General features: G+C 33.6%; 19 protein-coding genes. 6 read left to right on the top strand and 13 right to left on the bottom strand.

Annotated features, from left to right (window positions below; all coding sequences use genetic code 11):
• On the bottom strand, window positions 1–506 hold a 506-nt coding region (locus tag B4I81_RS04105; protein WP_291107949.1), incomplete at its 3' end, for a Crp/Fnr family transcriptional regulator.
• A gap of 121 nt (window positions 507–627) precedes the next feature.
• Here B4I81_RS04105 and B4I81_RS04100 point away from each other — a divergent pair.
• From B4I81_RS04100 to B4I81_RS04090, 3 genes are all read left to right on the top strand, one after another.
• Window positions 628–1002: a hypothetical protein gene (locus B4I81_RS04100; RefSeq protein ID WP_291107946.1), complete on the top strand. Its 375-nt coding sequence runs from the start codon at window positions 628–630 to the stop codon at window positions 1000–1002.
• 116 nt (window positions 1003–1118) lie between these two features.
• Window positions 1119–1964, top strand: coding sequence for a FixH family protein (locus tag B4I81_RS04095; RefSeq protein ID WP_291107943.1), 846 nt, complete (start codon window positions 1119–1121; stop codon window positions 1962–1964).
• 61 nt (window positions 1965–2025) lie between these two features.
• Window positions 2026–4011 carry a TonB-dependent receptor plug domain-containing protein gene (locus B4I81_RS04090; protein WP_291107941.1) on the top strand — a complete coding sequence of 662 codons (1986 nt, stop codon included), beginning with the start codon at window positions 2026–2028 and terminating at the stop codon, window positions 4009–4011.
• A 27-nt stretch (window positions 4012–4038) separates the two neighbouring features.
• Here B4I81_RS04090 and B4I81_RS04085 read toward each other — a convergent pair whose 3' ends face one another.
• From B4I81_RS04085 to B4I81_RS04045, 9 genes are all read right to left on the bottom strand, one after another.
• The gene (locus tag B4I81_RS04085; protein ID WP_111567267.1) at window positions 4039–4476 is read right to left on the bottom strand and encodes an RrF2 family transcriptional regulator; all 438 of its coding nucleotides are present in this window, start codon (window positions 4474–4476) and stop codon (window positions 4039–4041) included.
• Between the two features lie 94 nt (window positions 4477–4570).
• Window positions 4571–5896: a cbb3-type cytochrome c oxidase subunit I gene (locus tag B4I81_RS04080; RefSeq protein WP_291107937.1), complete on the bottom strand. Its 1326-nt coding sequence runs from the start codon at window positions 5894–5896 to the stop codon at window positions 4571–4573.
• A complete protein-coding gene (locus B4I81_RS04075; RefSeq protein ID WP_291107934.1) occupies window positions 5893–6324 on the bottom strand; it encodes a c-type cytochrome in 432 nt (143 codons plus the stop codon). The genes B4I81_RS04080 and B4I81_RS04075 overlap by 4 nt, the downstream gene beginning before the upstream one ends.
• Window positions 6324–7847: an L-aspartate oxidase gene (gene nadB, locus B4I81_RS04070; protein WP_291107931.1), complete on the bottom strand. Its 1524-nt coding sequence runs from the start codon at window positions 7845–7847 to the stop codon at window positions 6324–6326. Before nadB ends, B4I81_RS04075 begins: the two co-directional genes overlap by 1 nt.
• Before the next feature lie 6 nt (window positions 7848–7853).
• Window positions 7854–8789 carry a quinolinate synthase NadA gene (nadA, locus tag B4I81_RS04065; protein ID WP_291107928.1) on the bottom strand — a complete coding sequence of 312 codons (936 nt, stop codon included), beginning with the start codon at window positions 8787–8789 and terminating at the stop codon, window positions 7854–7856.
• A gap of 36 nt (window positions 8790–8825) precedes the next feature.
• Window positions 8826–9260 carry an RrF2 family transcriptional regulator gene (locus B4I81_RS04060; RefSeq protein ID WP_111567272.1) on the bottom strand — a complete coding sequence of 145 codons (435 nt, stop codon included), beginning with the start codon at window positions 9258–9260 and terminating at the stop codon, window positions 8826–8828.
• Window positions 9261–9293: 33 nt separating this feature from the next.
• Window positions 9294–10016: an anaerobic ribonucleoside-triphosphate reductase activating protein gene (locus tag B4I81_RS04055; RefSeq protein ID WP_349678565.1), complete on the bottom strand. Its 723-nt coding sequence runs from the start codon at window positions 10014–10016 to the stop codon at window positions 9294–9296.
• Window positions 9973–10137 carry an anaerobic ribonucleoside-triphosphate reductase gene (gene nrdD, locus B4I81_RS11815; RefSeq protein ID WP_111567273.1) on the bottom strand — a complete coding sequence of 55 codons (165 nt, stop codon included), beginning with the start codon at window positions 10135–10137 and terminating at the stop codon, window positions 9973–9975. Before nrdD ends, B4I81_RS04055 begins: the two co-directional genes overlap by 44 nt.
• Window positions 10118–12235, bottom strand: a complete 2118-nt coding sequence (locus tag B4I81_RS04045; RefSeq protein ID WP_291107923.1) for a ribonucleoside triphosphate reductase — start codon at window positions 12233–12235, stop codon at window positions 10118–10120. Before B4I81_RS04045 ends, nrdD begins: the two co-directional genes overlap by 20 nt.
• A 436-nt stretch (window positions 12236–12671) precedes the next feature.
• Here B4I81_RS04045 and B4I81_RS04040 point away from each other — a divergent pair, with 436 nt between their 5' ends.
• The 3 genes from B4I81_RS04040 to B4I81_RS04030 all read left to right on the top strand — a co-directional run bounded on the left by B4I81_RS04040 (window position 12672) and on the right by B4I81_RS04030 (window position 14871).
• Complete coding sequence (locus B4I81_RS04040; protein WP_250579692.1) at window positions 12672–13121, top strand: KTSC domain-containing protein; 450 nt, start codon at window positions 12672–12674, stop codon at window positions 13119–13121.
• Window positions 13122–13177: 56 nt separating this feature from the next.
• Entirely contained in the window at window positions 13178–13660 is a 483-nt protein-coding gene (locus B4I81_RS04035; RefSeq protein WP_291107918.1) for a DUF1761 domain-containing protein, read from the top strand.
• A gap of 65 nt (window positions 13661–13725) precedes the next feature.
• Complete coding sequence (locus tag B4I81_RS04030; RefSeq protein WP_291107915.1) at window positions 13726–14871, top strand: GNAT family N-acetyltransferase; 1146 nt, start codon at window positions 13726–13728, stop codon at window positions 14869–14871.
• Window positions 14872–14901: 30 nt separating this feature from the next.
• Here B4I81_RS04030 and B4I81_RS04025 read toward each other — a convergent pair whose 3' ends face one another.
• From B4I81_RS04025 to B4I81_RS04015, 3 genes are all read right to left on the bottom strand, one after another.
• Window positions 14902–15210: a rhodanese-like domain-containing protein gene (locus B4I81_RS04025; protein ID WP_291107912.1), complete on the bottom strand. Its 309-nt coding sequence runs from the start codon at window positions 15208–15210 to the stop codon at window positions 14902–14904.
• Between the two features lie 67 nt (window positions 15211–15277).
• Window positions 15278–17035 (bottom strand): aromatic amino acid hydroxylase, encoded by a 1758-nt coding sequence (locus B4I81_RS04020; protein ID WP_291107909.1) that lies wholly within the window; start codon window positions 17033–17035, stop codon window positions 15278–15280.
• Window positions 17036–17126: 91 nt separating this feature from the next.
• Window positions 17127–19171, bottom strand: a 2045-nt coding sequence (locus B4I81_RS04015; RefSeq protein WP_291107906.1) for an AsmA-like C-terminal region-containing protein, incomplete at its 5' end; no start/stop codon positions are given.

Below are 19171 nucleotides of genomic sequence, written 5' to 3'. Positions count from 1 at the left end.
CGTAAACCTGTAAAGTTGGCAATTTCTTGTCTTGTAAATTCTACCAATTCTTTTTTAGGACAATCGGGGTTTTTGTGGGCATTTAAAAAGGCTAAAATTCGAAACTCTGGTTTTTGATTTACAATGTCTTTTGTAGTTTTGGCTTTGGTGTGAATTCGAGTTGCCATTAAATTCAAGAATTGCTTCTGAATAAAAGGATATTCCTCTAAAATCTTTAAAAACTTCTCCTTCGAAATTTTTATTATTTTCGAATCTTTAAAGGCTACGGCAGTGGAAGGATACACTTCATCAATAAACAAAGGTGGTTCACCAAAACTATGACCATTTTTAAAATAGCCTTGAGTAAACTCTTTTCCTTCTTCATTGGAATTGTACATTCTTACGCAACCATCGATAATTTGATAATAAAAATTCGCTGATTCCTCTTCATGAAAAATAATTTCATTTTTCTTGTACTCCTTGGCAATAGCGCCCCAAGTAAATAATAAATCTAAATCTATCTGCATAAAGTAGTTGTGTTGAAGGCTTTAATTCTTTTAGATAAAGCACAAATTAATTTCAATAAAAGTAAAAAAAATATGACTGAAATCATACTAGACCTTAATTTATTTCTTGTAAATTTGTCCCATGAAACAATTACTAATCATATTAACTGCATTGATGTTTCTAAAGCCAATACTTCCGGTTTTAGAATATGCTGTGAATTATGATTACATTGTAACTAACCTTTGTGAGAATAAATCCAAACCCGAATTAAAATGTAACGGGAAGTGTCACTTGGCAATACAATTGGCAAAAGCTTCTGAAAGCGGTTCTGAAAATTCTCCAGAAAAAAAGATATCATTCGAACAAACTGAAATTGTATTTTTTCAGGAAATTCAACCTATAGAAATTAGACAAATTTATTTTTTAAATAAAACTTCTATTGGTAACAATTATTCTAATCTTTACTTTCACTTGAATGATTGTGCCTTCTTTCATCCACCCACATTTATTTCTTAATTAAATATTGGTTTTTGTTAGTTCATTTTCTGAATTAACCCACTCAACTTATATCCAAATTTGTCTGAAATCAAGTATTTCAGATGTAATTACAATCACTTTAATTAAAAAATATAATGAAAACTTCAATAAAATATATTGTAGCCATTTTTGCTATGGCCTTAACTTTCGTGTCTTGTTCAAACGATGATGAAACTGCTGTAAATGAATTAGACGGAATTACTAAATTTAAAGAAATCACTAACGATACACATACAATCGAATTGTATTCTAAAATGGGAAGTTTAGAACAAGGGTACAATGAAATTAGCCTACGAATCAAAGAAAACGGAACCAACAATTATATTAAAAATGCAGAAGTGAGTTGGTCTCCACTAATGCACATGACTTCAATGACACATGCGTGCCCATATTCAACAGTAGAAAAAGTAACTGAAAATGGAACTTTATATAAAGGATATATTATGTTTCAAATGGCTCAAAATGCCACAGAATATTGGGATTTAAAAATCGATTACAATATTAATGGTGTAGATTACACTGCAACAGATGTTATCGATGTACCAGCTTCTACCAAAAGAAAAGTAAATACTTTTATGGGTTCGGATGGTACAAAATACTTAGTAGCTTTAATCGAACCTACTACTCCTAAAGTAGCTGTCAACGATATGAAAGTTGGCGTTTGGAAAATGCAAAGCATGATGAATTTCCCAGTTGTGGATGGTTACACCGTAAAAATCGACCCTAGAATGCCAAGCATGGGAAATCATTCATCACCAAATAACGTTCATGCGACTCAAACTTTAGCAGGTGGATTATACGATGGTAAATTATCGTTAACCATGACAGGTTATTGGAAAATCAACTTACAATTAGCTAACGCCGAAGGAACTATCTTAAAAGGAGAAGAAATCACAGAAACAGTTACTGCTAGTAGTATTTTCTTCGAAATCGAATTTTAATTTTTACTCTAAAAAAGGTCGTTATGACTTAAATAATGACCTTTTTTAAAATCTTTATATCATGAAAAAATTAACAGTATTTTTTCTGTCACTTTCGTTTTGTTTTACTTTTAGTCAAGAGGCGGATTCTCTTAAAACTAAAGAACTTAAAGAAGTTTTGGTAGTAGGAACAAAAGCAGCTTTGCACGAAAAACAAACCAAAACACTCGCTACTTTAGACGAATTTCTGCAAAAATCAACCAAAGTAGATTTAATCAAAAGAGGTGCTTATGCTTGGGAACCCATCATAAACGGAATGGCAACTGAGCGAACCGTAGTTACCATCGACGGAATGCGAATCTTTGGCGCTTGTACCGATAAAATGGACCCTGTGACTTCTTATGTTGAAGTTTCTAATTTATCAGAAGCAACGATTTCTTCAGGTCAACAAGGGAGTTGTCACGGAAATACGATTGGTGGTTCGATTGATTTAAAAAGAAGCCAACGTCAATTTACTAATGCGGGTTGGGAATTCTTTGTTAACTCAGGTTATGAAACGAATAATCGCCAAAAAATCATTGGTTCGGCCATCAATTATGCGGATAGTTTATTTTATGTGGATACCGATGTAATGTTTCGCGATGCCGAAAATTACAAAGCAGGAAATAACAAAGAAATTCAGTTTTCACAGTTCAGAAAACTCAATCTTTCCGCAACTTCGGGTTACCGATTGGCACCTAATAAAAGCATTGAAGCTTCAGTAATTTTTGATAGAGCTACCGATGTCGGTTATCCTGCGTTACCAATGGATGTTTCGTTGGCGGAAGCTTTGATTACTTCGGTAAAATTCAATTACAAACCAAGTTTTGATTCAATCGATAATTGGGAAACCAAACTCTATTTCAATACGATTACGCACACCATGGACGACACCAAACGTCCTGATGTTCCTATTCACATGGACATGCCGGGTTGGAGTGATACCTATGGTTTTTATTCCAAAGTAAATGGGAAATACAAAAAGCATCAATTTTTAGCCAATTTGAATTCGTTTTACAATCGCTCTGTTGCCGAAATGACGATGTATCCGTCTGATCCAAACGAAAACTTAATGTTTATGTACACTTGGCCTGATGTTCGTACGTTGTATGCTGGAATTTATTTGGAAGATAATTTCGAAATCAATTGTCATTCTAATTTGAAATTCACTACGAATTTAGGGTTTCATAATAACAATGTTGCGAGTGATTTCGGTTTGCAAAGTTTACAGATTTTCTATCCAGAAATGGAAGCTTCAAAATCTCGATTCCTAAAAAGTATTTCAACCAATTATTTCTATAACAAAGACGGGATTTCTTATGGATTCGGAATGGGGTATGGTGAACGCGCTCCATCGGTTTCAGAAGGCTATGGGTTTTATTTGTATAACAGTTTTGACGGATTTGATTACATCGGAAACCCCAATTTAAAAAATGAAAAATCGGTAGAAGGAAATGCCAATATTGGTTTTAAAAATGAGAAATGGCAAACTAAATTATCGACTTCCTATTTTCATATTTACGATTATATCATTGGAATTCCTGATGCTTCGGTGGCGCCTATGACTATTGGTGCCAATGGAATAAAAGTCTATACAGCTTTAGATTATGCTACTATTTTATCTTCTGATTTTACGGTAAGTTATCAATTATCAGATTTCTGGATTTGGAAAGGACAATTCGTATACAACTTAGGAAAAGACAATGAAAACAACGGATTGCCTTTTATGAGTCCGTTTAATTACATGACTTCTGTCGGATTTAGACCAGGAAAATTTAGTTCGGAATTACAACTAAAAGGAAATGCAACACAGACCGAATACAACACTTTTTATGGTGAAGACAAAACACCTGATTATGCGATTGTAAATGCCAATTTTGGTTATAAATTCACTTTTGAGAAATCAAAAATGATGCTAAATATGGGTGTTGAAAACATGTTCGATGCCAATTATACTACTTATACCGATTGGAAAAATCTTCCAAGAATGGGACGAAATATCTTTATTAATTTGATGTTTCAGTTTTAAAAATACTACAAATTAGAAGAATTGGTTTTATAGCGATTTCAAGAAAGTTTCTCCTGACTTAATTCCCAAAGCTAATTCTTCTAAATTCGTGGTTTCTAGCATATGCGCTAGTTCATTACGAATACTTTTAAATTTATCATGCACTGGACAAGGATGTGTTTCAGAACATTGCGATAATCCTAATCCACAACCATGGAAAACGGCATCGCCATCAATAGCATCTACAATTTCAACTAAGAAAGTCTTTTTAATTCTTTTTATCGGAATATAAAATCCACCATTTACCCCTTTTACCGATTCGATAATCCCAGCTTTTACAAGTATTTGTAAAATTTTAGCTGTAAACGCTTGTGGCGAATCGATTTCTTTAGCGATATCAACAAAACCTACCTTTTTTTCTTCTAAGGAATGTTTGGCAATAAATATGGTAGCTTTTATAGCATAATTGCATGATTTTGAAAACATAAGCAATGATAAATTTGAAAGTATTAAGGGTCAAATATACAATGGAATTATGATATTTTACCTGATTTTTATCATCCTATTTTTTAGGATAAATTTATTCCTCAATCTTTAATTCATTTTTCTTCCAAGATTGAATAAACAGATATATGAAAAAACTCGCCATACTGAACATTAAAATCGTTCCAAAAATGATGAAAAGTAAAACCCAATTTCCACTGGAACTACTCATTTTGCTGAAGCTTTCAGAAGTCAATCCGGCTTGCCAAATCGCGCGTTGAACACCCATTCCAATTAAGGAAATTAGAAAAAGTAATATGGTAACTTGTACTATCCAAAACGCAATACTGCCATACAATCGCCATTTTGCCGAATTAAAAGTCGGTTTAATAAAGTAGAAAACACCTGCTAAAATAATCATCGTGTTAATCCCAATGGTAGTTCCCATAGCATGCGCCACCGTAATATGCGTTCCATGTGTATATAAGTTGATGGCTGGAATTGACATAAATAACGCGAGGGTTAAGTTTAGCGTTACCCAATAATCAGAAGCCATTAAAAAGCGATAAGGGAAAAAGTAGTAAAATTGTTTGTTTTCTTTGATTTGTTGACTCCATTTGTAGAAAATACGAATTAAAATAATCCATTCGGTCATGCTTACAGCATAAGCGATGTAATGAATGTATTTTTCGGTTGGAAGCAAGTAAATATGGTGTCCCCAATTGAACATCAAGTTAAACATTCCCAAAAAATACATCGCAAAAGATAGTTTTTGATAGGACGATTTTTCATCGCCACTAATTTTTTCCATCAAGTAAAAAGCAACACCATAAATGATTTGATTGATAGCACCCACGAGCGAACCATTTACTTTCCATTGAATCGTCATATCAGCAATAAAATGTTGTCTGAAATAAGGAAAAATCCACAAATAATTTTCGATAAAAGTAAAAATAAAGAAGATAATTCCAGTAAGCCACATCCAATAGTAAACAGGCCATTTTATCGAAAATCCAACCTGATGCAGATAGAAAACTAAGAAAACAATAAAAGATAGAAAAATAGGTAAAGCCCAAACGGGGTTGAATTCCCAATATTCTCTTCCACCAAAATCACCTGTAAAATAACTGTAGAAAATTCCTAACAAAGCAATTATCCAAAGTGAAAAATGCAAGTATTGTAAAAAAGTTCCAAAACGTGTAGTTTTCATTTTTGCAATAATCAATGTCAGAAAACCTAATCCAGCCGTTATAATCCCCAAATAAGCGCTACTCACATGAAGCGGACGAAGCGATAAAAATCCCATAACACCCGATTTTGGTTGGGTTATGCGATAACTTTCGGAAGCTAAATGTCCAAAAAATAAACCTAAAACAAACAATACTAGGGCTATTCTGATGAGCCAAATTCCAAAATTCTTCATTTCTTTTCTAAACTAAAAGTTCCTATTATTTCAGGTTGGTAATCTTGCGGATTCGATGTTCCTGTGGCGTCTACATTTTTTAAAAAGTGTAAAAGTGCTTTCATTTCTTTATCCGAAATTTCAAAAGCAGGCATTTGTTTTACTCCCGATTTTATGATGCCTTTTATATACGCTTCGTTGTTGGAAGTTCTCGAATACACATTAGTTAAATCTGGACCCAAATAACCGCCTAACCCATACAATTGATGACACGTATGACAGTTGTGTTTCTGCCAAACCAATCGCCCTTCAGCTACTAAATGAAGTTCTTTTTTAGAATAGGGCGTTGGACTAAAAAGAGGTATAGCATAAATCCAAATGCTAAACGCTAGAAAACAAACGAAAAGCACCAAAAAAATGCGTTTTGGATGGGCAAATAGATTCAGCATTACGAAATAGTTTTTTCTTTTTTAACCGATTTTACGCGGTATCTTTTGGGTAAACAATCTTTTAAAATGATTTCTGCGGTTTGAATTAAATTATAAGTTTCGCATAAAAATGGATGCGAATCATAATTTTTGAACTTCATTTTGAAGCGTTTGCTCATTTCGGTGACCATTTCATATACTTTTTCGGTATTTTTCCCCGAAGTGTACAAAGCATCGTATTTCATGAAATGTTGCAGTTGGTTTTTGAATTGCAAAATTTGGTCGTGATGAATGTTTTTATAACGAATGGGCGTAATTTCAGACTTATTCAATTTAATCGTATCTATTGATGAAATCAGATGATTCGCTAAATCATGCGCATAAACAATCGCTTCTAATAATGAATTCGAAGCCAATCGATTGGCACCATGAAGTCCGGTGTGCGAACATTCTCCAATGGCGAACAATTGTTTGATAGAAGTAGCTCCCGTTTCATCCACCACAATTCCACCACATTGATAATGCGCAGCTGGAGTTATCGGAATTAAATCTTTCGAAACATCAATGCCATTTTCAAAACAATAGTTGTAAACATTTGGAAATTTTGTTTTAAACGTCTCTATCGGCAAATGTCTTACATCGAGCCAAACGTGTTGCGAATGTTCTTTTTTCATTTGATCTGAAATGGCTTTTGAAACAATATCTCGAGTTGCTAATTCACCATCAGGATGATATTGAAAAACAAAACGTTCCATTTTTTGATTCAAAATATGAGCTCCAAATCCTCGAATCGCTTCGGTAATTAAGAACGCCTGACTTTTATTAGGTTCGTAAAGCGCTGTAGGATGAAATTGAATGTATTTCATTTTTTCCAATTTAGCACCCGCTCGATACGCCATCGCCACACCATCCCCAGTAGATACAAATGGATTTGAAGTCACGCCAAACACTTGTCCCGAACCACCAGTTGCTAAAACGGTTGCTTTTGCTACGATGGAAGTCACTTCACTTTTTTCATCAAATCCGATGATTCCGATGCATTTTTGATTGTCTAATAATAAATCAGTGGCAAAAAAGGAAGTTTTGATGGTAACATTCGGTAAATTCTGAACTACTTGAATCAACTTGGTTTCAATTTCTAATCCTGTTTTGTCTTTGTGGTGTACAATGCGATTTTGGGAGTGACCACCTTCTAAACCTAAATCCAATTCGCCTGAATTATTCTTGTCTAATTCCACGCCCCATTGAATCAATTCTTGTAATCGGGCAGGAGCTTCTGTAATTACGTGTTCGACTACTTTTTTATCGCAAATGCCTTTTCCAGCAAGTAAAGTGTCTTGAATATGTTGTTGGTAACTATCTTTGATAAAGTCGTGTACAACAGCAATTCCGCCTTGAGCGTAATAGGTATTGCACTCGTCAATAGAGGTTTTGCTAAGTAAGGTAATTTGTAGGTTTGGATTTTGCTCGCTGAGATATTTCGCTAGAGATAATCCCGCTAATCCTGTGCCTACTATGAGTATATCGGTTTCTAAATTTTGCATGATGTTTTAGTTTAGCGCTAACATTCTTTGAATAGGAAGTAAAGCTTTTTCGATGATTTCGTTGTCCAAATGCACTTCAGGACTTTCGTCTTTTAAACATTGATAGAGTTTCTCTAACGTGTTGACTTTCATAAATGCACATTCGCTGCACGCACACGTATTGTCTTCTTTTGAAGGTGCTGGAATTAATATTTTGGTTGGATTATCCAATTGCATTTGGTGTAAAATTCCGGCTTCTGTGGCTACGATAAACGTGTCATTATCACTGGTTTTTACATGATTCAACATACCAGATGTTGAACCAATGTAATGCGCTACTTTCAAAATATGAGTTTCCGATTCAGGATGTGCTATGATGGTAGCGTTTGGATGTTTTTTATATAAATCGATTAATTTTTCTAATGAAAATGCTTCGTGAACAATGCAAGACCCTTCCCATAAAACCATATCACGACCAGTTTCGGAAATTAAGTATTTGCCTAAATTTTTATCAGGAGCAAACACAATGGGTTGGTCTTCTGGAATGGATGCAATCACTTTTTTAGCATTGGAAGATGTACAAACAATGTCGGTTAAGGTTTTAACTTCAGCTGTGCAATTGATGTAGGTTACAACGGTATGGTTCGGATATTTTTCTAAGAAATTCTTGAATTCATCTGGCGGACAACCATCGGCAAGGGAACAACCAGCTTTTACATCGGGAACGATTACTTTTTTATTTGGATTGACAATTTTAGCCGTTTCTGCCATGAAATAAACGCCAGCAAAAACAATAATATCGGCATCAACTTGCGATGCTTTTCTCGATAATTCTAAACTATCACCCACAAAATCAGCAATTTCTTGAATGGCTTCTTCTTGATAATAATGCGCCAGAATTACTGCATTTTTCCTTTTTTTTAATTCAAGAATTTTCTCTTTTAAATCCGAAGTTGTTTTCATTAGAGGATATTTTTATCTTTTATTTAATTAAATTTTTTAAAGCTTAAGGAAAGTCTCTCCAGTATTGAATTCACTAATTAAATCCAAAAGAGAAGTTTCTTTCAGCGTTTTCTTCAAATTTTCACGTAATGGCTTGTACTTATGATGAAAAGGACAAGGTTGTTTGTCGGAACAATCATGAAGTCCTAAACTGCATCGGTCAAATAAGTCATTTCCGTCGATAGCTTTTACGAGCTGTTCTAACTTAATGTGTTTCAATTGTACCTTTTCGATTTCAAATCCACCGCCATTTCCTTTAATCGATTTTATGATGTCGGCTTTTACCAAACGTTGTAAAATCTTAGCTGTAAAAGGTTCTGGTGATTCAATTTTTCTGGCAATGTCTCGAATACCGCAACGCTTGCCAGCAGACGATTCTGAGGCAATGTAAATGGTAGCTCGTATGGCATATTCACAGGTTTTTGAAAACATAGATAAAATTTACACAAAGTTAGGGATTTTAAATCATCGAAATATGATTTTAGTCATATTCTGATGGATATCCTTTTCCGAAATGGATTGCGAATCGGGTAGTGGTGCAATCGTGTTTTGATAATTTCTGAAATTTTGAATGTAATAGTTTTTATCATAGCCCAATTCCAATAAAGCGTCTTGCATTACAGCAATATCTTCTGGATTCAATAAAGAAGAATGATAAGTGGTTCGGACTTCAAATGGAATGTAACTCGCTTGAAGTACTTCAAAACAACTTAGAAATTGACTATAAAAATCGGACTTCGTTATTGCAAAGAATTTCTCTTTCGTACCTTTAAAATCCAATGCCACATAATCGATGAGCTGTTCTTTAATTAGTTTTTCGAGTACTTTGGGCTGACTTCCATTCGTATCTAATTTGATTAAAAATCCTAAACTTTTTACTAATTTTATGAATAGGATAATGTCTTTGTGAATTAAACATTCGCCACCGCTAAAAACTACGGCATCTAATAAATTTCTTCTTGATTTTAAAAACGAAATGATTTCGGAAAAGTAAAAAGCCCCTTTTCCGAAAACTATTTCGGGATTGTAACAATAATCACATTTCATATTACACCCTGCAAACCATAAGATACAAGCCGATTTATCGGGATAATCTAACAGTGTGAAGGGTGTAAAACTATGAATGGCTTTTTTGTTTAGAAAATCAAGATTTACATTCTCTAAAGTGGGTTCGTTGTTTGTGTTCACCTTTTTTTCCAATATTAAAACTTTCTACGGGTCTGTGATAGCCCATTACTCGTGTATAAACCAAACATTTGGTTCTTTTTTCATTGTGTTGAAGCAAAGCTTCAGTGGTTTGTGTTTGCATAAGATGTTGTATTTAAGGTTGCTAATAATTCTTCATCGCATTTTGGACAATATTCGTGTTCGCCATTCAAATAACCGTGTTTCGGACAAACGCTGAAAACTGGAGTCACTGTGATATAGGGCAATTTGAAATTCGTAATTACTTTTTTAATGAAATTTCGACACGCTTCTACCGAACTTAGTTTTTCATTCATGTACAAGTGTAAAACCGTTCCTCCAGTGTATTGACATTGTAAATTGTCTTGTAATAACAAAGCTTCGAAAGGATCTTCGGTGTAATCTACTGGTAATTGCGAACTGTTCGTGTAGTAAATATTTTCGCCTTCACCTGCTTGAATAATATCGGAATAACGTTTTTTATCTTCTTTCGCAAAACGATACGTCGTGCCTTCTGCAGGAGTGGCTTCTAAGTTGTATAAATTGCCAGTTTCTTCTTGATAAGCTCTCATTTTGGTTCGAATGTGTTCCAAAATTTCGGTAGCGAATGCCATTCCGTAATCCGAAACGATGTCTTCTTTTCCGTCGGTGAAATTTTGAATCATTTCGTTAATTCCGTTCACACCAATTGTAGAAAAGTGATTTCTGAAATGAGGCAAATAACGTTTGGTATAGGGAAACAAACCTCTATCGTACATTTCCTGAATGAAAACGCGTTTTTTCTCTAATGTCGCCTTCGAAATTTCTAGCAAACGATCTAAATCGGAATATAATTTGGCTTTATTGCCTTTGTTCAAATAACCCAATCGCGCCATATTGATAGTTACCACACCGATACTTCCGGTCATTTCCGCACTTCCGAATAAGCCATTTCCTCTTTTTAATAATTCGCGTAAATCGAGTTGTAAACGGCAGCACATGCTTCGTACGGCATTGGGTTTGTATGCATTTGGATTTTCAACTTTATTACCGTTTTCATCATACGTATATTGACTTCCAATGAAGTTTTGGAAGTAAGACGAACCAATTTTAGCTGTATTTTCAAAAAGAATATCGGTGTTTTCTCCGTACCAATCAAACTCTTCGGTAATGTTAACTGTTGGAATAGGGAAGGTGAACGGCTGTCCATGCGCATCGCCTTCGGTCATGACAGTGTAATACGCTTTGTTGATGAGATTCATTTCTTTTTGAAAATGTTCGTAACGCATTTCGGTTATGTCTGAAACGCCTCTTTCTTTAGCTCTTTTTATAAAATCTTCTGAAGTGATTCCTTTAAAAAGATGCTGTTCATTTCGTGTTGGGATTTGCTCTTTCAAATCATCTGGAACCACCCAATCCAATGTAATATTCGTAAACGGAGATTGTCCCCATCGTGCAGGCACATTCAAATTGTAGACGAAACTTCGAATTGCTTTTAAAACATCGTCATACGATAAATTATCCTTGAAAACATAAGGAGCCAAATACGTATCAAAAGAACTAAACGCTTGAGCACCGGCCCATTCGCTTTGTAAAATCCCTAAAAAATTGGCCATTTGCCCTAATGCTTCTCTAAAATGATTAGGTGGTCTGCTTTCCACTCTGCCACGAACACCGTTAAAGCCTTCATTTAATAAAACGCGTAAACTCCAACCTGCGCAATAACCTGTTAAGCAATCTAAGTCGTGAATGTGAATATCGCCATTTCGGTGCGCGTAGCCTTCTTCTTTAGAATAGACTTTGTCTAGCCAATAATTCGCAATGATTTTTCCTGCGACATTATTCACTAAACCTGCATTAGAATAGGAAGTGTTTGCATTGGCATTGATGCGCCAATCAGTTTGGTTGGTGTATTCTTCTATGGTTTGGGTGCTGTCTACATAAGTAGTGTCATCATTTAAACCTAATACGTGTTCGCGTTGAAGTTTTCGAGTATGACGAAACAACATGAAAGAACGCATCACTTCATAATGTCCATATTCGTATAGTGTTTTTTCAATTTTATCTTGAATATCTTCAACTGCCCAAGTGTCTTGATGTGACAACAATTGGAACACCGTTTCAATAACTTTAAGGTTTAAAGTTTCGCTTACACTGGCAAAAGCTTTTGTAATGGCTTCTTCTATTTTGAAAGGTTCAAATGGTAAATACGTACCATTTCGTTTGATTACAAATTTGTCCATATTGCAGAATTTTAATTGTGGTATGAATACAAATTTAAATATTTAAAAGACTTTTTAGTCTTGTTTGAATAAATAATAATCAACAAATTAAAATGGTTTTTGTTGATAAGTTGTTTTTGATTATTTAATTGATTTATTAAATATTTAAATTCTTAAATAAAATATAAAACTTGATTCTATTTATTTAAAAGCAATAATTTATTTTTGTATTGCGTTTTTTTGTCTATATTTGTAACAGAATAAAAGTAAACGATTCCGTAAACGTTTTTACTTTTTGAGCTGGTAAATAAAAAAATAGGTTATTGATTTTCAGGATTTTAATTTTTAATTAAAAAGAGTTTTTAAACTCATAACCCGAAGGTCACAGGTTCGAGTCCTGTTCCCGCTACTAAGTTGAAGCCATTCCAAGTGAGTGGCTTTTTTATTTTTATCCGTTATGAATCCAAAAAAAATTGCCGAGTATAGAAAATTACTCAATGTTACTAAAACAGCTACGCTGAAAGAATTGAAAACTATCTACAGAAATAGCATGAAAGAAGATCATCCTGATACTATTGCAGATCCTGTGGAGCGTTTAGCTGCAGAAGAAAGAAGTAAAAATATTATTGAGGCATACCATTTTTTGGTTAGTATTGCGCCAGAAACACAAGAAAAAAATAAAGAAGTTTATCAAAGAATTACTTCAACTGTAAATATTCAAGATTTTTATATGGATAATGGGGTGTTGTATATTTCATTTTTAGACGGAAGTAACTACGAATATTTTAGTGTTCCTAAAGTAACCTACATTAAAATGGTAAATGCAGAGTCGCCAAGTCGTTTTGCAAGAAGACATATTTATAACGAGTTCTTATACCGTAGCGCAAGCAAAATTGTAGCAGAATAAGCAATTGTTAAAAAATATCCTTATTTTTGATATACTAACCAAAAACTATATCAAGTATGGAAATTAATTTTTTAGCTGTTTTAGTGGCGGCACTCTCAAGTTTTATTGTTGGATTTTTTTGGTATAATCCTAAAGTTTTCGGAACGATTTGGATGAATGAAACTGGAATGACTGAAGAAAAAGCAAGAAAAGGAAATATGGCCAAAACTTTTGGATTAACATTTATTTTTGCTTTCATGTTAGCTTTTATAATGATGCCATTAACAATTCATCAATTTGGTGCTTTAGGTATGGTTGGAGGAGATGCAACAAAAGCGTTGCCTTCTTATGCTGCTTTTATGGCAGATTATCAAGATGCCTTCAGGACTTTTAAGCATGGTGCTTTGCATGGATTTACATCGGGATTGTTCATCGCATTACCTGTTGTAGCTACAAACTGTTTATTTGAACAAAAAACATTTAAATATGCAGCTGTAACTTCTGGTTATTGGATTGTGGTAATGACCTTAATGGGAGCTATCATTTGTGGCTGGAAATAAATTGAATTTTAACATTTAATTATATAGGAATCGCTCTACTTTTGTGGGGCGATTTTATTTTTACCTTGGAAAAAATTTCATTTAAAATATACAATTCGGTTAAAGATTTGCCTTCACTTTGGGACGCAGTAGCTCAGAGTAATGTATTTCTACAAACGTCTTATCTATCTGTTCTTGAACGTTCGGCTCCTGTAAATATGGAGTGTTTTTATATTGGAATTTTTGAAAACTCAGAAATCATTGGAGTTTCTTTAGCACAGTATTTAGATTTGAATAAATTGGAATCCTTCGGAGAACGAGATAAATCCTTCAAAATTGCAATTCGTAATTTTATCTTTAAGAATTTTGCTTCTCACACTTTATTTCTTGGGAATAACATGATTACAGGTCAAAACGGTTATGTGTTTTCAAAAGAAATCGACTTCAATCATATAAGTGAAATTCTATTGCAAAGTGCCGATGAAATAACGTTGTACTTCAAGAAAAAAGGAATTTCAATTCACTTGGTTTCGTTTAAAGATTTTTATGATCATTGTTCGTTAGAGTTGAAAAAGTATCGTTTTTCAAACATTTACGAATTCAATACACAACCCAATATGATTTTCTATTTGCAGGATAATTGGAAATCATGGGATGATTATGTAGCAGCACTTTCTAAAAAATATCGGGACCAATTTAAAAGAGCTCGTAAAAAAAATGATGGAATTCAAGTAAAGAATCTTACATACGAAGAAGTGCTTAAGAATGAAGAACAGATATATGAATTGTATCATTATGTTGCGAAAAATGCACCTTTTAATACCTTTTTCTTATCTAAAAATCACTTTTCAACTTTAAAAGGACAATGTGGTAATCGATTCCAGATTTTTGGATATTTCTTGAATGAAGAATTAGTGGGTTTTCACACTTTATTACTAAATAATGAAACGCTTGAAACCTATTTCTTAGGGTATAACGAACATATTCAGAAAGAAAATATGTTATACTTAAACATGTTGTACAACATGACAGAATATGGGATTGAAAATGGTTTCAAACGAATTATTTTTGGTAGAACAGCACTAGAAATTAAAAGTTCTATTGGTGCAACACCAGTTCAAATGTCAGGTTTCATTTATCATAACAATAAATTGATTAATAGATTTATTGGTAGAATTTTTAAAAATTTGGAGCCAGAACTACATTGGCAGCAAAGACATCCTTTTAAATAAAAAAGTCCCGATTCAATCAGGACTTTCTTTTTATAATTTACTTTCTAAACTGTTCCAACCACCACCGTTGATGCAATCAATACCGTGTTGTTTTAAAATAGAAGTGGCTTGAGCACTTCGCATTCCTGAACGACAACAAGCGATAATCGGTTTGTTCCATTTTTTGATGGTTTCGATGTTTCCGTTTAACACTTGTAAGGCAATGTTTTTTGAGCCTTTGATATGACCTTCTTTGTATTCGTCAGGTGTTCTAACATCTAATATGATAGCGCCTTTTTGAACATATTCCTGAACATCATTCGTTTTATTTCCTAATCCTAAAAAATCTAATATTCCCATAATTATTTCTTTTTTTGACAAAGATAGAGTTGATTGAAAATCTTTTCAGTAACAAAAGTTACTTTGTTTAAGCGTTAGTTTTTTCAAAAATCAATTCCAATCCGTTATCAACTAAATGTACAATTTCTGGGCGATTGCTTTTTACTTTTTCTAAGTGATTTAGAACTTTATCAACCAAATCTGAATTTCCTTCTTTTTTAGCCAATTCCGCAATTTCAACAGATAACAACCAATCATTTGGATGTCCAGCAGAAACCGAAGCAAATGCTTCTTTTAAAGTAGTCGTAGCAGGTTTTCCTTCTCTGATGTTGCGAACACTTAAATAGAGTCTTTCTAATTCTTCTCTTTCAGTCGATTTTTTCTGTTTAATCGTTTGCGAAGAGGGAACGTGATTAATCATATCAAAACTATTCACATCCGCTGGCCCAGAAAAAGCAGAAATCACTTTTTTACCAACAGCCATGTCATAAATTCCCCATTCTGGTCGGAAAAGAACCGTATCAATATGAGTAACGGTACAATTTTTGAATTTAATCAATAAGATTTCACCTTGCAAATTGCGTGTTCCTGTAACTATTTCACCTGTAACTTTAATGTTTCCTTCAAACTCTAAAGTCACTTGCTCGCCTTCGTAAATATCATATGCACGCAAATCTCGTGGACTCATTTCTTCAATAGCCAAGTTGATCCCTTTTAGTTTTCCAATTGGAGATCCAAAACCTTCCGCATGGTATTCTGTACCGTGACCCACTAATTCTTTTTCTCTGTGAGATAGTGCTGTTTTTCCGGTTGTTTGAACATAAACGGGTTTCCCTTCGTCTTCAATAACATTGGTAAATATACCCGAGATTTGAAGTCCAGTACTTAATTCTATTGTTCCTAAAGCTTTAGAATTAATTAATTTTTTTATACCCGATAATCCACCAGTTCTTAAAGCCATTTTATTAGCAAATTCTTCAAGAACTGAGCTTAAATGAGCAAAATCAGGAGTTACAAAAAGTTGAGGTTGTGGTTTTGTAATATCAAAACTTTGGTCGGCTGCCGAAATATCGTATGGGATTTTTTTAACATTGTCTGTCATACACCATGCACTTTCTCCAATAGACGAGAGTAAGCCTGCACCATAAATTTTTGGATTATCTACGGTTCCAATTAATCCGTATTCTACTGTCCACCAATGTAAGTTTCTTATGCGAGACATTTCGGATAATTCACCCATATTGTTTTGTAAGAAATCTACTTGCTCTTCTGCTTTTTTAATTTCTTCTGCTGGCGTATCTTCAGCTTCTTTTAAAATTGAAAGCAAACGAATCGCTTCATACAATTCATAATCACGAGCTGATGAAATCGCTTTACAACCAATTTCACCAAAACGTCTTAAATATTCAGCATATTCCGGATTCGCTATGATAGGAGCGTGACCTGCGCCTTCGTGAATGATATCGGGAGCTGGAGTGTATTCAATATGCTCTAACTGGCGAATATCACAAGCAATTACCAACACATTATACGCTTGAAATTCCATGAACGCATTAGGCGGAATGAATCCATCAACGGCAACTGCAGCCCAACCGATTTCTTTTAAAATTCGGTTCATACCATACATGTTGGGAATATTATCAATTTCCAAACCTGTTTTTTGTAAGCCTTCTAAATACGAACTATGAGCAACTTTTGAAAGGTAATCTACATTTTTACGCATAACATAGCGCCAAACGGCTTGGTTAATAGGCGTATAATCATCATAAACTTGTGGCTTGATGAATTGTTTTAAATGTTTTGGTAATCTGTCAATCAGTGGATTACTTTCAAAATGCGTTTCCATAATTTTACTTGTGATGTTTGACGTAAAATTACGATTTTTTCACAAATCAGGAAAACATTTTGAGAATTTGATAAAACTAAATGGTATATTGCTATTCTGTTTTTTCAACAGGAACTGTCGGTTCAATTTTGGGAATACTGTCACTTGGAACTGTTTTTGGACCAGGCAGACCTTCGTTTGTATTTATTGGAGTTACACCATCAACATATTCCGTCTCTTTTAAATCTTCTGATTTTCTTCCTAATTTGATATCTGGATTTTCTTGTGTTCCTAAAACTTTAATTGGAATTCCGATGATGCCTAATGGTGGTAATCCTATACGCATTTTCAAGTTTAATTTTCCGTCTAAACTCGTTTGTCCTTCAAATCGTAATCTAAAACCCGCTACTTTAAATTTGAAACGTTCGATAGTAACAATATTGTTTTTTATTGTTGATTTGATATCCACCTTTGAAATATCAGGATCTTTGATGTCAGGATTTTCGGTTTTAGCAGAAACGACATTCAATAATTTAAAGCCTTTCATTTTAACTTTCTTCACTGAAAGTGTTCCGCTTCCTTCTAAAGATGGCATTATAGGTGTCATTTGATTGTTTAAAACTCCTTTTATGGAATAATTCAAACCTACAATTCCTTCCGCACTTTCTGCAGCCGTTACGATTTCTCGGAACATTTTGATTTCGTTGTAAGCGCGTTTAATATCAAATTCAGAAGCATTAATTTTATAATCGAAATATGCTTTTTGTGTGCCTTCGTTTTTATAAAAAGCATCCATTTTAGCGGTAGCACCAATGATACCTAAGCTGCTATTTGAAAGTTGTAAACTACCGTTTTGAATGACTAAATTACCTTTTAAATTTTCAATGGTAATGTCGTCATATTGTGTTTTTACAGCATTAGTTTGGATGGAAACATTCAAATTCGTTGGAATTTGAACTACACCTGAAACTTCTGTTTTTTCAACTTCTTCATCGGTTTCGTAAGTTAGGGTTGGAATAAATTCATTAACATTCAAATAATTCGATGTTAGATTGAAATTTCCTTTTAAAATTTGATTTTCCGAAAGAACAAAGTTGATGACATTTTCTAAATTTCCATTCATGGTAATATCGGACGTGCCATATGTTCCATTGAAATTAGAAAAATTCATCTTGTCTTGATTGAACGTGAACAATCCGTTTTCAATTAAGAAGGGTTTTGCCAAATAATCACTTGTAGTTTTGATGTTTTTTACTTCAAGAGTTCCTCTGTTTTTTAAGTTGGCAATTCTTCCATTTGAAGCGTCGCTTTGTTTTCCAGCCAAGCTCAAATCAGCTTTTATGAAACCATCTATATCTAGTCCTTTTTGGGAGAAAACTTTATAAATTCGAGCAACGTTTAATGTTCCTTTTGCTTTTACATCGTAATTGATATCATCGAAATTTTTAAATGAAGCATTTAAGTTAAAGGGTTCGCCTTCAAAAGTGAAATTAGCTGGAGAAAGAATAAAAGAAGCGTCTTTAAAATCACCTGTTGGACTGTTTAAGTTCGCTTTTAAATTAATATTTTGAATCGGTTTTGGATAATAAGTGGTTTGAATGAATCCGTTAGTAAATTCAAATTTTCCTTTAGTTACAGGGAATTTTTTATCTTTTTTAATATAATCTCCTTTGGAAACGATATCGGCATCTAAACTTCCTGCTAATTTAAAATTCGGAATTTGAAGCGCATTACTCAAAAACGCCAAATCTAATTTTGATTTTACTTTTGAATCAATTTTAAGTTGTTCTCCAAAACCATCGGAAATTAAAATCGCACTTAATTTGTTTTTATTTACATCAAAATATAACGAATCTAATCGTATTTTTAGTTGATTGATGTCTAAATTTGGAAGTTTAGTATCTAAATTCAAGAAAATATTCTCAACGGGATAAGGCGCTTTTTCATGTTTTACGTAGCCATCTCTTACTTTGATGTTGAAATTCACTTCCGGACTTAAATTCTCAGAAGCAATATATTTTCCTTTTAAAGTTAAGAAAGCGGAGGTTGTTCCCTTCATTTTAGTTTCGGTCATCCAAGAAACATATTCGGCAGGTAAAGCAGTGAATAAATCATCTAAATCGCTATCTTCAGTTTTTAATTTGAAATCCATTTGAT

Source organism: Flavobacterium sp. UBA6195, assembly GCF_002422095.1.
Taxonomy (GTDB): Bacteria; Bacteroidota; Bacteroidia; order Flavobacteriales; family Flavobacteriaceae; genus Flavobacterium.
The sequence above is the reverse complement of the archived record's forward strand: the minus strand, read 5'-3'. Positions and strand labels throughout refer to the sequence as shown.